The 17,846-nt window shown below is 47.7% G+C and carries 8 protein-coding genes; 5 read left to right on the plus strand and 3 right to left on the minus strand.

The features are described from left to right. The first annotated feature begins 50 nt into the window (after positions 1–50). From katG to I4W93_RS08570, 4 genes are all read left to right on the plus strand, one after another. Positions 51–2,243 (plus strand): catalase/peroxidase HPI, encoded by a 2,193-nt coding sequence (gene katG / locus I4W93_RS08555; RefSeq protein WP_205309810.1) that lies wholly within the window; start codon positions 51–53, stop codon positions 2,241–2,243. Positions 2,244–3,074: 831 nt separating this feature from the next. After that, positions 3,075–4,412, plus strand: a complete 1,338-nt coding sequence (locus tag I4W93_RS08560; protein WP_205309811.1) for a hypothetical protein — start codon at positions 3,075–3,077, stop codon at positions 4,410–4,412. Beyond that, on the plus strand, positions 4,412–4,813 hold the full coding sequence (locus tag I4W93_RS08565) for an SH3 domain-containing protein (RefSeq protein WP_205309812.1): 402 nt from the start codon (positions 4,412–4,414) through the stop codon (positions 4,811–4,813). Before I4W93_RS08560 ends, I4W93_RS08565 begins: the two co-directional genes overlap by 1 nt. 250 nt (positions 4,814–5,063) lie before the next feature. After that, positions 5,064–5,795, plus strand: a complete 732-nt coding sequence (locus I4W93_RS08570; protein ID WP_224673343.1) for a FadR/GntR family transcriptional regulator — start codon at positions 5,064–5,066, stop codon at positions 5,793–5,795. A 189-nt stretch (positions 5,796–5,984) separates the two neighbouring features. On the opposite strand, the gene I4W93_RS08575 is transcribed toward I4W93_RS08570, so the two are convergent. Then, positions 5,985–8,921, minus strand: a complete 2,937-nt coding sequence (locus I4W93_RS08575; protein ID WP_205309814.1) for a TonB-dependent receptor — start codon at positions 8,919–8,921, stop codon at positions 5,985–5,987. A gap of 633 nt (positions 8,922–9,554) precedes the next feature. Between I4W93_RS08575 and I4W93_RS08580 the strand changes: the two genes are divergently transcribed. Beyond that, the gene (locus tag I4W93_RS08580; RefSeq protein ID WP_205309815.1) at positions 9,555–10,868 is read left to right on the plus strand and encodes a polysaccharide lyase family 7 protein; all 1,314 of its coding nucleotides are present in this window, start codon (positions 9,555–9,557) and stop codon (positions 10,866–10,868) included. Positions 10,869–10,968: 100 nt separating this feature from the next. On the opposite strand, the gene I4W93_RS08585 is transcribed toward I4W93_RS08580, so the two are convergent. Next, positions 10,969–14,619, minus strand: coding sequence for a VCBS domain-containing protein (locus I4W93_RS08585; protein WP_205309816.1), 3,651 nt, complete (start codon positions 14,617–14,619; stop codon positions 10,969–10,971). Positions 14,620–14,743: 124 nt separating this feature from the next. Then, positions 14,744–17,782, minus strand: a complete 3,039-nt coding sequence (locus tag I4W93_RS08590) for a TonB-dependent receptor (protein WP_205309817.1) — start codon at positions 17,780–17,782, stop codon at positions 14,744–14,746. Between the last annotated feature and the right edge of the window lie 64 nt (positions 17,783–17,846).

A 17,846-nucleotide genomic window follows, 5' to 3' on the forward strand; every position in this document is an offset into this window, starting at 1 on the left:
ACAGGCAGCCTGATTAGGCCTGCTATGTAACACAATCAAAGGAGCAAGCTATGGACAACAATAACGGCGGTAAATGCCCGGTAATGCACGGTGGCAATACGTCGGCAGGTACAACTGCCAAGCAATGGTGGCCTAAAGCCCTAAACCTGGACATTTTGCACCAGCATGACAGTAAGACCAACCCGCTGGGCCAGGACTTTAATTACGCCGAAGCCTTTAAACAGCTGGATTTAGCCGCCGTAAAACGTGATTTACACAGCCTGATGACCGACAGCCAAAGCTGGTGGCCGGCAGATTGGGGCCACTATGGCGGTTTGTTTATTCGTATGGCCTGGCACAGTGCCGGCACCTATCGTATTGCCGACGGCCGTGGTGGCGCCGGCACCGGGAACCAGCGCTTTGCGCCACTTAACAGTTGGCCAGATAATGGCAACCTCGACAAAGCCCGCCGCTTGCTGTGGCCAATTAAACAAAAATACGGCAATAAATTGTCCTGGGCCGATTTAATGATTTTGGCCGGCAATATGGCCTATGAGTCTATGGGCTTAAAAACCTTTGGTTTTGCCGGCGGCCGTGCCGATATCTGGCACCCCGAGAAAGACATTTACTGGGGCGCAGAAAAAGACTGGTTGGCCCCCACCGGTAGCGAAGGTACGCGTTACTCGTCTACTGCCAATAGCGAGCGCGAGCTGGAAAACCCGCTGGCGGCAGTAATGATGGGTTTAATTTACGTTAACCCTGAGGGTGTAGACGGCAAGCCGGATCCGCTGAAAACCGCGCATGATGTGCGCGTTACTTTTGAGCGCATGGCGATGAACGATGAAGAAACCGTCGCCCTAACCGCCGGTGGCCATACTGTGGGCAAAGCCCATGGTAATGGCAAAGCCGCAAACTTAGGCCCGGAGCCAGAAGCGGCAGACGTGCATGAGCAAGGCTTCGGCTGGAACAACCACAAAAGCCGCGGTATTGGCCGCGATACCGTCACTAGCGGTATTGAAGGCGCCTGGACCAGCCAGCCAACACAGTGGGATAACGGCTACTTTAAAATGCTGTTGGAACACGATTGGGAATTAACCAAAAGCCCGGCCGGTGCCTGGCAGTGGCAGCCGGTAAATATTAAAGAGGAAGATAAACCAGTCGATGTCGAAGATCCGTCGGTGCGCTGCATGCCGATGATGACCGATGCCGATATGGCAATGAAAATGGACCCCGATTACCGCAAGATTTCCGAGCGGTTCTATAAAGACCCGGCCTATTTTTCTGACGTGTTCGCCCGCGCTTGGTTTAAATTAACGCACCGTGATTTAGGCCCCAAAAGCCGCTATTTGGGCAGCGATGTACCCAATGAAGACTTAATTTGGCAAGATCCAATACCCGCTGGCAACGCCGATTTAACCGCTGCCGATATCGCTGCGCTAAAAAACCAGTTGCTGCAAAGCGGCTTAAGCCAGAGCGAGCTTATTGCCACCGCCTGGGACAGTGCCCGTACCTTCCGTGGCTCGGATTACCGTGGCGGCGCCAACGGAGGCCGTATCCGCCTGGCACCACAAAACCAGTGGCAAGCCAATGAACCCGAGCGCCTGGCCAAGGTAATTAACGTGCTAGAGGGCATTAAAGCGAGCTTTAATAAAACGGTAAGTATGGCCGACTTAATCGTACTGGGTGGCAGTGCGGCAATAGAACAAGCCGCCAAAGCCGCTGGTGTCGCGATTAGCGTGCCATTTACTGCCGGACGCGGCGATGCCAGCGCCGAACAAACCGATGTTGACGCCTTTGCCGTGTTAGAGCCGCTGCATGATGCTTACCGTAACTTTGTCAAACAAGACTACGCGGTACAACCGGAAGAACTGATGCTGGATAAAGCCCAGCTGCTGGGTTTAACCGCGCCGGAAATGACAGTACTGATTGGCGGTATGCGCGTGCTGGACACCAACTACGGTGGCAGCAAACATGGCGTATTTACCGATAAACCCGGTGTGCTAACGAATGATTTTTTCGTTAACTTAACCGACATGGCCTACAGCTGGCAGCCCGCCGGTAAAAACCTGTACCACATTGTCGAGCGCAAAACCGGCGCCAGCAAATGGACAGCAACCCGGGTCGATTTAGTGTTTGGTTCTAACTCAATACTGCGATCGTACGCCGAGGTGTATGCCCAGCACGATAACAAAGAAAAGTTTGTGCACGACTTTGTTAATGCCTGGGTAAAAGTGATGAACGCCGATCGCTTTGATGTGAAATAAGCTGCAGCCTAGCTACGAAACACCAAGCAAGCCCCGCACTGCGGGGCTTTTTATTTGTTGAATCTTAACCCAGCAACGATGCTAGTGCCTGCACCAACGCGGGTTGTACGGTAATTAAATATTCCCTGCTCATCACCATCGCATAGCGATGCATGAGATGCACGTTAACAACAATAGCTGCAAAATTTTGCAAGCAATCCTTTTCATTTCATGGCAGTATTAAAATATCAATATTTGGTACAACATGTTTTACAATGAAATTAAACCATTCGTAGTCATGCAATTACCGTTGTTTTAAATACACCACTGCTTGAATTTTTACACCTTTATTCAATTGATACGCCAATATTTAAAAGTACAAAAAGGTAACGCATTGTGATCGGAAAAATTATAATCATAACCGCACTATTGCTATTGTTGGTTTTATTTTACAAGTTTAAAGGCTTTCGTCGTTTCTGTTACCTAAGCTTAATCGCCACAATAATAGGTGTGCTATTTGGCCCTCCAACATATGTTGTGATGGACGACTATACCGCGCGCTACCCTGCAAATGATAAAAATTCACTGTTATATCATTTTTCCTGGCGATTGAACCCGCTTAGCCCAAATTCGCCGAAACATACTAAACTTGGCCTCTACCATCCAGAAACAAAAAAGTTTTTGCGCTTATCTGCTGAACATAGCGCGCAAGTATCGTTACCTTTTGTCGTGCCCGGTAATACCCTGCTACTGCATATGTGGTGGTGGATTTTTCCTGCGGTTTTTCTCACTTATTGGGCAAGCCGAAAGCTTTTCCCTAGCCGCATCAGATTGAACAATAACACGCCCAGTATGAAACAAGCTTTTATCAATGCACAGCAAATTGACACTGTGGCGGCTTATGAGCGGATACTGCAACAATGCCAACAGAAAAGATGGTGGAAGCCGCGGCGCATTATCAGACAAGCACAGCTGGCAAGAGATCTTGTTTTCGAGCGCTACAAAAACCGTATAGGCCTGCTGCAAAAAGTAAATAGTTTAGCAGCCAATCATGCAAAGCAACACAACCAACAAAACGCCAAAGACATTGCCCGCTACAACGGCTTTTTCGATGTGCTGAGATATGCGTTGATCCAACGGCAGTTGCAATCAAATAGCCATCTGCCAATAGATGTAAGACTGAACAAAGATTGGTTTGTTTGGACTAACAATACCCTGACAGCGACACCCAAAATTTCAGATACTGAACGTCTGACATTAAATAGCCTGCAAGCAACCTGGCACGCGAATGTGACTGATCAGATTAGTCTTGACGCACTGCGTGACAACTATGTTGTAAATGGTCGATCTTTCTCTACGTTAGTCAAAGAGCTGATTAAAGCCGCCAGCTCAGAGCGGGTTAATGATTCGGCACGAGATTTTACGACTTATGTACAGCATTACCTGGTGTCTAATAACATTAGCGCTAAAACAACTGCAGATGTGGGCAATAGCCTGGTGACGCAGTACTTCATTTTCCAATTATTTGCCGCATTAAATGCAGACAGCAAGGCCGCCAGCTACCAACGCGTGTTCGAAGAACACCTACCGGACATGCTGGCACAAATTTTTTCACTATTTTTTCCCGACGAAACACTACACAGCACCGGCAAACCTTTATTTAGCAAACCGCAGCGTGATAGCGATGCCGCTTGTGTGCTGAATATTGACTTGTTTCCCACAAGCCGACGTTTTAATGGCACGCCCAGTGTTAAAGGGGTCGTTTATGTAAATTTTTACGACGAAACATTGTGGTCTAAAGAGGCGACGCCAGCGGCTAACGATAATGCAGCAAAAATAAGCCAGGACGCTATCGCCCGATTAGATGCCACGGGCCTAGTTGGCGCAGCTATTATGCCGCCACTTACTAAGCTAAAGCCGTCCCAGCAAAAAGCGATAGCGGCGACTCCATCTCGACTGGAGCCGCTGTTAAAAGAGCTAGACGACGCAGCAAAAGAACTGGTGAGATCGCACACAGAAGACATAGCGCTTGAGCTACTTGCCGAACTACTTGACGATAAGGAAAATAGCCTAATCACCCAGTTTGATGCTGTGGTGCAATCTGGCATAGAAGAAAACTACGCGCTAGTTCTCCAGGCGGCAGCCGAATTGGCTGGCTTCGGCCTGGGCATGTTGGGAGGAGACGATTAATGGCTTACAAAGCACTGCTGCTACTACTGTTGACCTTAAGTTCTAATGTTCATGCTCAGGGCTGGGGCAGCAAGCTTGGCGAATGGTTATCCGACTTTCCAATAGCCGATGGCTGGAATTGGCTTATCACTTTAAATGATGTGGTCAGAATAACCCCTGACATGGTGAGAGCCGCCCGGCTGCAATATGTTGTGGTAACAGAGTCGGGATCTAATGTTTTTGTCAGGTCAGCTGCAAGCACCAAAGCCTCGGCGTTAACACAAATAGCTCATGGCAGCGTCGTTATACTATTGGCAAAAGAACCCTTTACGCCCTGGTTTGAAGTTGAACTACCTGACGGCACTATCGGCTATATTCATCAGAGCTTGCTCGCGCCATTGAGCAATACTCCAAAGCAATAAACCGTGTGTGCCAGTATGAGGGAGTTGCAAAAGCAATACACACTCCGCCACAAAAACCAATTTGAAAACCAACAGAATCAATTGTATCTTACCAATTAATATTAAAATTAATTACCAATTAGCACTTTCCACTATGGAGAGTTATTATAGCTGTATCGGATGCTGGGCTTTTGCGAAGTTCTAAGGGTTCAGGCTACAATCGGCACAAGTACATGTTTTACTAATGGCAAGACTTAAAGGGATAAAAATCATGAAGAAACGCAGACGTTTCTGGACAGTTGTTGAAAAGTTAGAAGCTTTGATAGACAAAGGCGTTTACCCTGCAGGGAGCCGCCTTCCGGCCGAACGAGAGCTTGCCGAGGCTTATGATGTAAGCCGTCCGACCATACGCGAAGCAATCATCGCTCTGGAAGTCAGAGAGCGAGTGGAAGTAAAAACGGGATCAGGCGTATATGTTACTGACTTTGCTGGATCAGACTCTTCGCTTAAGTCCATTAGCGCATTTGAACTCACTCAGGCCCGGGCACTGGTAGAGGCAGAAGCGGCAGCTTTAGCCGCAGCCACCATCCGGGATACCGAGCTTTCAGCTCTTAAACAGGCGCTGGATGATATGTCGTCTGCAGAAAAGGCAGATGAGGCTGATCAAAGATTCCACGAGATCATTTCCAGAGCAACACGTAACAATGCCATTGTCATGTCTATTAACAACCTTTGGAAAGTTAGACGGAATGAGCCACAAGTGATTGCCGCATATAAGGATGTATGCTCGCAAGGTATAGAGCAACGCATCAAAGAACATACCGCTATTTATGATGCCATTGCCAAACGTGACTCATCAGCGGCAAGAAAATCCATGCACAATCATTTTAACCGTCTGATCAACGCCTTGTTCGAGGCAAGCGAAGCAAAAGCGTTAGAGGAGATCAAACGTAAAACGGATGAGACCCGGGGTTTGTATTCTATTTCTCACCTGACTAAGTAAAAACGGTTTGCGCAAGCCATTGCACATCTGGAACGGTTTTTTTCCTGACAACAGGCTCTGACACAGAGCCTTTTTTTATCACCCCAAATGCAAAAAAAAGCAAGCCGCTAAGGCTTGCTTCAACAATGGCTTTTGCGTCGAGATTACCAGGAGCGGTTATCTCAGATAACCCGCCCCTGGTTAGTGGAATCAGAACCTATAGCTGGCACCAAAGGTTATCCGACGGTCTGTTAAGCCCTGGAAGCAAAGCAGTGCCCCTTCATTAACACAAGATTGGCTAACCTCAGATTCCGTCAGGTTAACAGCTTCAATGCCAATATTGAGTTGATCGTTCACCTCATAACTGATACTGGCATTAAGCTGACCTCTGTCTTCCTGAATTACCGGAAACCCCCAAGGATAACTTGATGTACTGCCAAAATCGTTTGAGCGAAACCCTTCACGCCACGTGTAACGCATGCGGGCAGACAAGCCATATTTTTCGTAATACAAGGTAAAGTTGTAGGCATTTTCAGATAAATTGAGTAAGCCCTGTACGGCAGTAACGTTCAGTGAACCTGTACCACCTGTCGACGCAGCAAAGACCTGACTAGGACGACTGGCCGAGGTATTGACCGCTTCACCACCAGAGAATTCCTGAATAGTATAGTTTGCCACCACACCAAAACCAGATGCCCAGCCCAGGTCGTCTTCAAAAGCAGAAAGGTCATACTGGAATGCCATTTCGATGCCTTTTTGCGTGGTGTCTTTAGTGTCATTAATGATACTGGAGAATGGTACACAAACACCGACGTCAGAGCTCACCGGACCAAACACGTTGATTAGCGCAATGGGGTTCCAGATACCGCCTTGCTCACACACCGGACCAACAATGTCACGATATCCTGTGACAGGCGCTGAATAAGGATCGTCCTGTTGCCCCACATGTACATCCTTACGTGTCTTGTGGAAATAGCCGATACTGACAACTGCGGCCTCAGCAAAATACCAATCGGCAGAAAGATCAAAAGAGGTGACCACTTCGGGTTTTAAGTTAGGGTTACCACCGGCTACCGGCGGATTAGGGCTGGTGCTGAATGTGTAAGAACTTGAAAGGTCGCTAAAATTCGGACGACGTATATCCTTACCATAAGCGGCGCGCAGCACCACATCGTCGGTGACATCGGCGGCCAGGTTAATCCGCGGCAGCACAAAACTGTAATCACTGGAGGTGGTTTCTGCGACGACGTCTCCGTTAACGCTGCGGTTGCCGGTTGAATCAAGGTCGGTTTTTACATAACGCACACCCAAATTACCGCGAAAAATGCCCGTTTCAAAATTTGCCTGAGCATACAGTGCGTTGGTTGACTCACTGATATCATAAAAACCCGCAACCGATGACGTTGGTGTATTCAGTGGCTTAGAGCCGCCATGGGCAGTAATGGCGTCAGCCAACGCAGCAAATACCCGATCAGGATCAGAGCCTACCAGCTCTGGGTTCACCAGCAGAAAATCTTTAATATAGAGCGTTCTGCCATCTGCAGCATTAAAGTTGTCAGGCCCGGCTGTCAGGATATCAGCAAACATATCGCCACTGGGTGAATCCGCCATACTGGATAAACTGACGTTTGAACCCACGACGTTAGATACACTAGACGTCTTGTTATAGCGGTAGCCTGCGTCAAGCGTGGTAAAAATTGACATATTCAAATCGTAACTAAGATCAATACGCGCAGCATCTTCAGTATTTTCGTTGGTATTATTTGCCACTGCCACCGCTTGCAAACGGTAGTTGGCCGGGTCAAGCAAATCAGCGGGGGCAGGTGCATTCGCTGCGCCAAATGCAATCCCGAAGGCCAAGGCACCACCACTTAAGTCATACTCAAACGGGATACCGTTATCGTTAGCAGAACCAATTGGCGCATTCGGATTGACAAAGTTAAGTGTGGTATCAATTCTGGGGGTCGCAGAATCAGATGTAGATGAGGATATCTCGGCGCTTACTTTAAAATTGTCCCCCTGGTGCTCCCCGCCTAGGCGGAATATTTTGCTCTTGGTGGTCCGGGAACTGGTGTCACTGGATAAGCGTAAATTGCCGTCTGAACCGTCAGACTGAACCGGAATAATGCCTTTAAGGGCGGCTTGGATGCTACCAAGGTCGACACCATCTAATGAGCCAAAATTAATTGTTTCAAATTCAGTGGGAACTGATACACCAATAAGATCACTCACCCCTGACGCCTGAACTCTGGAACTCTCCTCCCGGCGATCCTGATCATTTATAATCGCATCAAACCAAAATTTGTTGTTGCTGTTTGGCGCCCACTCAAAAGAACCGGCAAAATTCTTCGTCTCATATTCAAAATTATCGTAATCCTGGATTAGAAACTGAATGGGTAGATAATGGAAACTTTGTGCGCTGGCTAAACCACTGTCAGAACGCACCAGGTTGTCACGGTCAGCCCGGGGGCGAAATGCGGTGACATCTTGTTCAGCGTAACTGCCGCTAACGACAACACCAAACTTACCATGGTCATTTTCCCAATTATCACCAAAGGTTCCTGACAAGCGCGGTTTTACGCCATCGGTGGATAAACTGCTGTCTTCACCCTGAACTCTGAATGCAGCTAGCGTTTCAGTTAACTCCAGTGGGCGAATGGTTCTTAAGTTAATTGTTCCACCTACAGAGCCTTCAATCGTTTTTGCCTGTGGCGCCTTGGTTACTTCTACACCTGCGATAATTGATGCAGAAACATCTTCAAAGTCAATACCACTTCGACCTGCACCCGAACCCACCGTAGATACACCATTAATTTCAGTGCGGTTTGCATCGGTACCGCGAATTTGTACTCCAGTACCGACACCAGCTGAGCGCGTAATCTGGATACCAGTAATATTTTCAAGTACTTCCGCCAGGTTTTGATCGGGTAGCTTACCGATATCTTCTGCCTGAATAACTTCAACTAAGCTGGCCGCATAGCGCTTTTCTGCCAAAGCACTTGTTAATGAGCCTCTGATCCCCGAAACCTGAATGACTTCAATATCGTCAGCTTCTGCCTCTGGCTGTTGGGCGTTAGCAGTGAACGCGATACCCAGCGCCGTTGTAGACAGTAGCGCCAAGGTTATTTTCGATAGTGTGTGCCTCATTTTTATTCCCCGTTTGAAATTAAACACAAATTAAATTTGCGGCCAAAACTGCGACCACAAATTTCCCTCCCCCAAGCCTGATTGCCAACATTCTAAAAAGAATAACTACCGGCAGTTTTATTATATTGCCTTATGTTTACACCTGATCAGGCTATTGGTCAACCCACAGGTCAACTTTTTGGCTAACAATTTGCTATTACCAATAGGGGACAAAACCAACAGAAATAATAAAAAAACAGAAAAAACAACCTACAATATTGTTTTATAAAAAGTTAAATCACTACTCGAAGTATCTTAAGGAGACATAATGACTGGATAGCTCATACAAGCTACCGATGGTAAGCGGGTTGAAATCTGATACTAGCATCTTTAATGAAAACATTTAGGTTGACCAGTTATGCGATATTGGTAATTATGCTTGGTACAAAAAGTGGAGCCAGGCTGACCACAAAGCCAGATCTATACCAAGATCTATTAATCATGCGAGTAGGAGATGTGCTGATGTATTGTCAGTCAAAAAGAATCCGGCAACTGGATACCCTCGTTCTTGTCACCAGCTTAGCGTTAGCTGTGACAGCTTGCGGAGGGAGTAGTGACGGTAATGGCCCAATCCAAATTTCTCCGCCTCCCCCGGTGATCCCCTTACCTGAGCAATGCAGTAATCAGGTTTACCCGACACTCTCTGCCTCTGCTGGCGTGGATAATTTGGCATACCCGCCAGCCAATGCCATTGATGGCAACACCTCGTCCAAATCAAGATGGTCAAGTGATGATGACAACGCCGCACTGACATTGGATTTGGGCAGCACGAAAACACTGGGCGCACTCACCATTAAGTGGTTTGATGGTGATAAACGTATCGCGAGATTTTCCGTACAAACCTCTACCGATAACACCACTTGGGCCACCGTATTAACACAAGCAGACTCCAGCGGCAGACACAGTGGCTTTGAATTGGTAAAAATCGAGCCAACATCAGCCCGCTATATCAAGATAATCGGGCTTGGTAATAACCAAAATCAAAATAATGCCATTGTGGAAGTTCAGGCGCATCGTTGCCCGGACGCCGGTGGCAACTTCAGCGAACGCTTTCCCAATGAATTGGGTATTGAGTTGATAGATTGGTACCTGAGTATCCCGACTGATGAAGATAATAGTGGCACCGCCGATTCCATTTCAGAAACAGACCTTGCAGACGGTTATACCAATTCAGAATATTTTTATGCCTCAGCTGATGGCGGCATTGTTATGCGCTCACCCAGTTATGGCTTTAAGACCTCTGCCAATACAGCCTATGTGCGGGTTGAACTCCGCGAAATGTTACGCCGTGGCGATAGCAGTATCCGCACGCAGGGCGTGAATAAAAACAACTGGGTGTTTGGCAGTGCATCAGCACAAGGGCGAACAATCGCAGGTGGCTTTGACGGCGATCTGAGCGTAACGATGGCGGTTAATCAGGTTACCACCACTGGCGAAAACTTTCAGATTGGCCGGGTAATCATTGGTCAAGTCCACGCCAATGACGATGAGCCTGTGCGCTTATACTATCGGAAACTACCCGGCAATGAGCGCGGTGCCATATATTTCGCGCATGAGAGCAGGGTTAAAAACAGTGACGGTGACAACATTGAAACCTATGTCGACATGATTGGCTCACGCAGCAACAGTGCCGCAAATCCTTTGGATGGCATCGCTTTGAACGAGACCTTTAGTTACCGTATCAACGTCAATGTTAGCTTGCTTACCGTCACCCTTAGCCGTGAAGGCAAGGCCGATGTGGTGGCTAATTATGATATGTCTGAAAGTCGGTATGCTGAGGATGGTCAGTACCACTATTTCAAAGTTGGCGTGTATAACGTTAATAATTCAAGCAATGCAGAAGAGTTTGCCCAGGCTACGTTCTATGAGATTAAAAACAGCCACATCGGCTATGCAGGCAGCGAATAGTCAAAAAAATAGAAGGCGGGATCTCTCCCGCCTTCCTCTCACCTTTACTCTTTATACTCCTTTTGTAGCTGAGCTATCACCCAGCAGAGCATGAAAGGCGTTATTCAACCGCTACGATAGCCTCAGACGTTGCTGAGTTATAAGGTGACACAGCGTTGTCAGTATCCAACGAGTCACCTTCGGCATAGGCTTCGAAGTCGTCAGAAAATACCACACTACTTCCCGCCGTATCGGCGTATATCACCAAGTCATCAACAGTAAATATACCTGTCTCTGCTCGTACACCACCATTGTCACCAAAGCGGAACGACACGTGAGTTACACCACCGGTAGCATTGTTATTTGGAGTAAAGCCTTCGGCGACAAAACTGACACCATCAACTTCAACCGTAACCAATGGCGTGACCTCTAAGTTACCATTGGGATATTCCCAGGTGATGACAACATCCATAAAGGTATCTAACACTACGCTGGCTGCCGACGTATCGACACCACTTGGGCTGCGCACCTCAAAGCTGTCATCTTTGATACGCAGATCTAAAATCGCACCATCGTTATTGGTTGCAGCATTGAATAGCGTGATAAAGGCATCACCATCGCCTAATTCATCATCTAAACGCTTAACAGATACGGTAATACGACCTTGCGCTAGTGGGCCATTCTCACCAAGCGCATATCTTAACTCTCCGGTATCAGACGCATCGGTATCGCGTATTTCAGCAATCTTATTGCCCGGTGTACCAGGGCCACCAGCGTCGCCAATAGACTCAACCTTTGCTTCAGACGTTGCTGAGTTATAAGGTGATGCAGGGTTATCCGTGTCCAGAGAATCACCATCAAGATATGACTCAAAATCGTCAGCAAATACCACGCTGGTTCCCGCCGTGTCGGCGTATATGACTAAGTCATCAATAGTAAATTTACCGGTCTCTGCCCGTACACCACTGTTGTCACCAAAGCGGAACGACACGTGAGTCACGCCACCTATAGCATTGTTATTTGGAGTAAAGCCTTCGGCGACAAAACTGACACCATCAACTTCAACCGTAACCAATGGCGTGACCTCTAAGTTACCATTGGGATATTCCCAGGTGATGACAACATCCATGAAGGTATCTAACACTACGCTGGCCGCCGACGTATCGACACCACTTGGGCTGCGCACCTCAAAGCTGTCATCTTTGATACGCAGATCTAAAATCGCACCATCGTTATTGGTTGCAGCATTGAATAGCGTGATAAAGGCATCACCATCGCCTAATTCATCATCTAAACGCTTAACAGATACGGTAATACGACCTTGCGCCAGTGGGCCATCACTGCCAAGTGCATAACGCAGCTCGCCGGTATCAGTTGGATCAGTATCGATAATGACGGCGACCTTATTGGCGCCACCGGTATCTCCGCCAACACCGGTAATGGTAATCACCAGTTCAGCGGTCGTGCCGTCGACAGATTCAATCGTGATCGTATCCGTTTCGCGCTCACCGCTTACCAGAGCCGCAATGATACTGTTGGTTGTATCCAGCAAGTAGGTCCAGGCGCCGTTGTCCATAATGGCGAACTCGCCAAATGTGCTGGAGAACGAGGCAGGAACAATAAAGGCTTCACCTTCATCCGGGTCAACAACAGTGACGGTTCCGGTCAATGCTTCAGTAGCATCACTTGAAAGGGCCGCGGTTAAGTCAAAGAAAGCTGCTGGTGTTGGCTCGTCAGTGCCATTGCCAACATCAAATACCACAACCTCAGAATAGATCGCTAAGTTATAACGACTGCCGACACTATCAAGGGTTTCGCCTTCTGCGTAGCTTTCGAAATCATCTTCGAATACGCTGGCGGTGCCCGCAACGTCGGAATAGACCGCAATGTCGTCGACATAAAAAGAACCAAAGGGTATCGTTCTGTCATTGTCACCCAATCTAAATTGAATGGCCTTAATGCCATCAGCGAACCACTGATTAAGATCAGTGAAGTCGGGATCAACCACCGCGGCAGTAGAGAACGACCCGCCACCAATCACTTCATCGTTTATCGTAAGGGTTAATTGCTCAGCGGCATCTAAATCCCAGGCAATTTCAACGGTATAGAATTGCGCCTCAACAAAGGGTGCGGTAACGATCACACCTGGATAAGCTGCACTTTCAGTGTTTCTAACCAGGAAACGAGGACCAATGGTAATACCATTAGCGTCCGTTTGCGTACCTTGAATACGCAAATCAATCAACGCCTCACTTGAACTACCGGAAGAGCCATACAGTGTAATGTAGGCATCTTTAATATTGCCATCACTGCCCAAGGTTACGCCTTTAGAAAACATAGCACTGAGTTTACCTTGACGTAAATTATCTACACTGAATCTCAGTTCACCTGTGTCATTACCGGTATCTGAAATCTTTACTAATTGTGTAAGCGCTGCAATGCGAATGACGATTTCAGCAGTGGTGCCGTCAATCGATGTGATGGTTACCGTATCACTAACAGAATTGCCAATTTCAAGGCTGGCGACCGTTTCGTTGTTCACATCTACCGTGTATGACCAATTGCCTTGAGCACTGATACTGAAGGTACCATAGTCGAGAAGCACGTCACTTTGTGCCAGAACTCCATCTTCGCCAAAGTTGGGATCAATCACTGTGACCGAACCCGTTAACGGTTCAGTGGCAGTATGTTGCACGGTTCCGCTTAACATCCCTTCGATGATTGCAGCGACAGGGGTGTTGTTGTATCCAATCGCGGATCCGATAATATCAAGCAAAGAGACATCAACATCATTGGCGATGACTGACACGGTTTGCAAATTCAACTGGGCCGTTTCAAAGCCATCTAATAGTTGCTGTGAAAACGCACCGTCAGCTAAATCAGCAGCGATTTCGGCGATCAACATCGCTATATTTTTGTCAGCGTTGTCAGCATCGAGTTGCGACAAAAGCGCTAATACAGAGCCATAGCGATCGGCATCTACTGCGCCTGCAGCACCCAGCGGCACAACGCCTACCTCAGTCGGTAAAACGGTTGTAATGTCAAAACGTATACCAAAGCGCGCATTTATTACTTCAGCCTGCTCAGCAAAAGCGCCCAGATCGGATCCCGCTGCCTGTACTGCCATTTCAGTTAAAGGAGACACGACATAAGAGGGTGCTGGCGTTTCTGCGTTGCCTTCAACTACATTAACCACAGCCCTCAATACTGGCGCATCAAGCATTACGCCCGTTGACTCATCTTTGTAGGTACCGCCTGAACACGAGATTAAGCCCGCACCTTCAAAATGAACGTCAGTAAAAGTGATACTGCCCGTACTACTGGAAATTGCCGAAGCCTGCGCCGGTGTTACCGCGGCACCCGCGCCAGTAACGGCAAATATTTCACAATTTGCTCCGCTCACCGGCCCTTTTACCACATTTGCTGTCACATCCAGGGTTGGCAGTATTACTGACGTCGATGCGCCTACACCTTCTGTGATACCCGCTTCATCTGTATATCTGGCAGACACTGAGATTACAGAACCTTCATCAGCTTCTGTAATTGTGTATGACGAACCAGTAACACCGGTTGACCAGGCGTAAACCAGGGTATCGTTTCGGATGCCGTCGGAATCACTCACCGTTGCTGAGAGGGTGGTACCTGCGATTAATGCACCACCGGTGATGCTGATATTTCCTCTGCTATTACCATTCAGTTCATCGTTATCACCACCACTACAACCGACCAAAACGGTTGCCAGGATGATGGGTATCAGAGACTGCTTAACCATGCTTTGTGCTCCTAATAAGTTCAGCTCTAAAACGTTGCTTCGTCACTGAACAAAAGTAATCTATGTAAATACTCGCGGGCCTGGACGTTCTCCCGCATCTTGATTCAGCTCTCACGTGAATCGATTAGTACTTCAAGCTAATGCCGGCAAAAAATCGTGGACCATAGTCGTTAACCTCTCCCAGGTTACCCTGCACAAAGAAATCCTGTGACTTGGGTGCACTGAACAAGTTAATCGCTTCCACTTTTACCCGGATATTTTTATTAATTTTGTAAGATGCGCGAGCTTCCCATACACCGACTTCATCGACATAACGCAGTCTGGTTGCATCGTTGGTATAGGGCTGAAAATATTCACTGCGATACTTGTAGATAAGTGCAGTATCAAAATCGCCGATCTGATAGTAAATCTGACCACTGAATACATGTTCAGAAAAGCCTGGAACCGAGGCAGGTGGCACAATGCCGACAGTCAATTGACGAGTGCTGCCGTCTAAATCCGTGATATAGGTATCGCCATATAAACTGTCTTCATACTCGAAGTCAGTGTCGGCGTAGTTGTAACCCAGCTTAATGCCAATACCATTGTCCCATCGATAGGCGACAGAAGCCTCCAACCCGTACAGGTCACTTGAGTTTTCCGTGGTGACCGAATTGGTAATCGGCAACGTCACTGTCTGACCGTCAACAATAAAGTTTTCCAATACTGTGCGTTGTTGGAACCCACCCTGGAACTGTTTGTAGTAGAGGCTAAGGGCGAAGATTGAATCTTCGTTCGGATACCATTCCAATGCGACATCGTAATTCCAGGACATCAGTGGTTTGGTATTCGGATTGCCTGAGCCATTTACGCCGACAAATAAGTCAGCCAACGTGGTTGGCGTCACACTCTCATCAGTTTGAAATGTGCGGCTGTAACTCATGTCACTGGGGTTCGCACGGGACATTCCCCGGTAAATGCCAGCCCGCAGCAGAATGTCCTCACTGTAATCCACTACCAGGTTAAAGCTGGGAAGTATTTCGGTATAACCGCCGCCGCCGGTAATGGACTCCAAAGAATCCCCGGTTACCAGGCTCAGCACCCCTAATTCATTGGTGACAACATCAAAACTGTTTCTGAAACCAATTGACGTTACGTCGGTATCAACCAGCCGCACGCCAAAATTACCGCGAACAAACTTACCTAGTACTTCCGTATCGTAGTTGGCCATAACATAAGCCGACAGGGTTTTTTCAGTGACATCCTGAGTTCCCGAATTTTCATACTCAACTTGCGGGTAGGCAAAATCTCCACCAACTGAAGCCACCAGCGCTTGTGAGAAACAGACATTATCGTAAGTCGCCCATGACGAGCCAGTACCACTGGCCACGACGTTACCGTTAGTGTCTACACGGGTAATAAGATCGCCATCAGACACTGAGGATAAAAAGTCGGTTTCAGGGAAATCTATCTGACATTGCGCCAATACGTCTAATGCTGATATTGCCCCTTCATTCAGCAATACTTCAGTTCGCGAACCATTGCCCTGGTTGCCACCAAACTGCACAAAGGTTAATTCAGAAGCTCTGACCCCAGCTTGCACACTGGTGAACACACCGCCGTCCAGCGCATATTTGAAGTCCAGGCGAGCAGAAACAATCTCGTTTTCACGCACATTTTCCCGGTCAAGCAGGGTTCGTAAGCTGTCTGTGAAGTTCGATATATCGGTCACGTCAAAATCAGTGACGGTAATATGCGGGATATACTTCCCCATATCCCATGTTAAGAATGGGCGGCCAGGCGTTCTGCCCCGGTTAGTAATTTGCAACTCTTCACGTTTTGTTTGCGAGTAACCAAAATCGGCAGTGATGGTTAAGCGATCGTTGAAAAAATGTTCAACATTGAGGCCGTAACCAACATAATTCTCTTCTCGAGAAAACTGCTCGCCGGCTGATTCAAAACGTTCTTCGCCTTCCCAGTGCAGAATCCCCCCTACGTCATTGGTAATAAGATTTTGACCGGTTACACCCGGCGTGACGCGCTTTTGTAAAAACAGTAAGTCATGACGTGCTTCCGCCTGATTACGATCCGAGAGTTGAGCGTCGACGTTAATATCCCACGCTTCGGAAGGACGATATTGTAATGCAAGAAACACGGCATCACGCTCATCAGACGTTTCGTTTTGTCGGTAGCTACGGCTACTTCCCGCCCAGGCGTAAGGCGTGCCAGCACTTTGTGCTTTACCCGTCGCAGGATCAATAGCAGTCTGATAACCCTGGTTACTACTACCACTGACCTGATCTTCGCAATCGCCTGCACTGCTACGGAAAAAACCTTCATTGCTGTTGGTAGGATCGTTCAAACATGCCCACAAAGACGCGCCGGTAGGGCTTGAACTGCGGTATTCAGCTTCAGGTTGGCTGATATCCTGACGTTGCACACCGAAAGAAACGCCTAAGGACTGACCACTGTCAAACTCAAATTGATCAACAAAGCTGAATGTAGCCCGACCGCCCACGTTTCCGTGTAATGAGTTGTCAATATTGGCTTCATCAGGGTTATAGTTCAGTTTTACTTCGCCCTGAATTTGCTGTTTACCGTAGTCCAGCGGCTTAAGCGTTTCTAAGGTTATGACGCCAGCAACACCACCTTCGATCAAGGATGCGTCCTGAGTTTTATAAATAGCGACCTTTTGCATTAACTCCGACGGAAATTGAGAGAAGTTAACCGAGCGGTCACCACTGCCATTAGTCGCTTCACGACCGTTAATGTGTGTGGCACTCAAAAACGGACCTAAGCCTCGGATAGTAATTTCGGTAGCACCACCATTCTCGCGGTGAGACGCTGCCCCCGTTATTGACTCTAAGGCTTCACCAATTGAAAGTGCGGGTAAATCACCGATGTCGGTAGCAGATAAGCCGTCAACGACCGACGTCGCCTCCCGTTTTATGGCAATTTGATCCTGGATTGTTTTCCGGGTACCAACAATCTCAATCACTTCAACGTCTATATTATCGGCTTCTTTTTTAGACTGATTGTTGGTCTCTTGCGCATTAACAGAAAACGCAAGAGAACTGGTCAGAGAGACGACTACTGCCATTTTCACCAATCTTGCAACTGGCGACAGCCTGAATTGCCTCTCTTGTTTGCTTGAGTCTGCATCATTATCAAATATCAGCGACATATCTATTTCCCCGTTGTCCTTATTCGCGATCTTGTTATTTGGATTACCTGTTATATCCAAGTAA

It is taken from the genome of Rheinheimera maricola (assembly GCF_016918075.2).
Taxonomy (GTDB): Bacteria; Pseudomonadota; Gammaproteobacteria; order Enterobacterales; family Alteromonadaceae; genus Alishewanella; species Alishewanella maricola_A.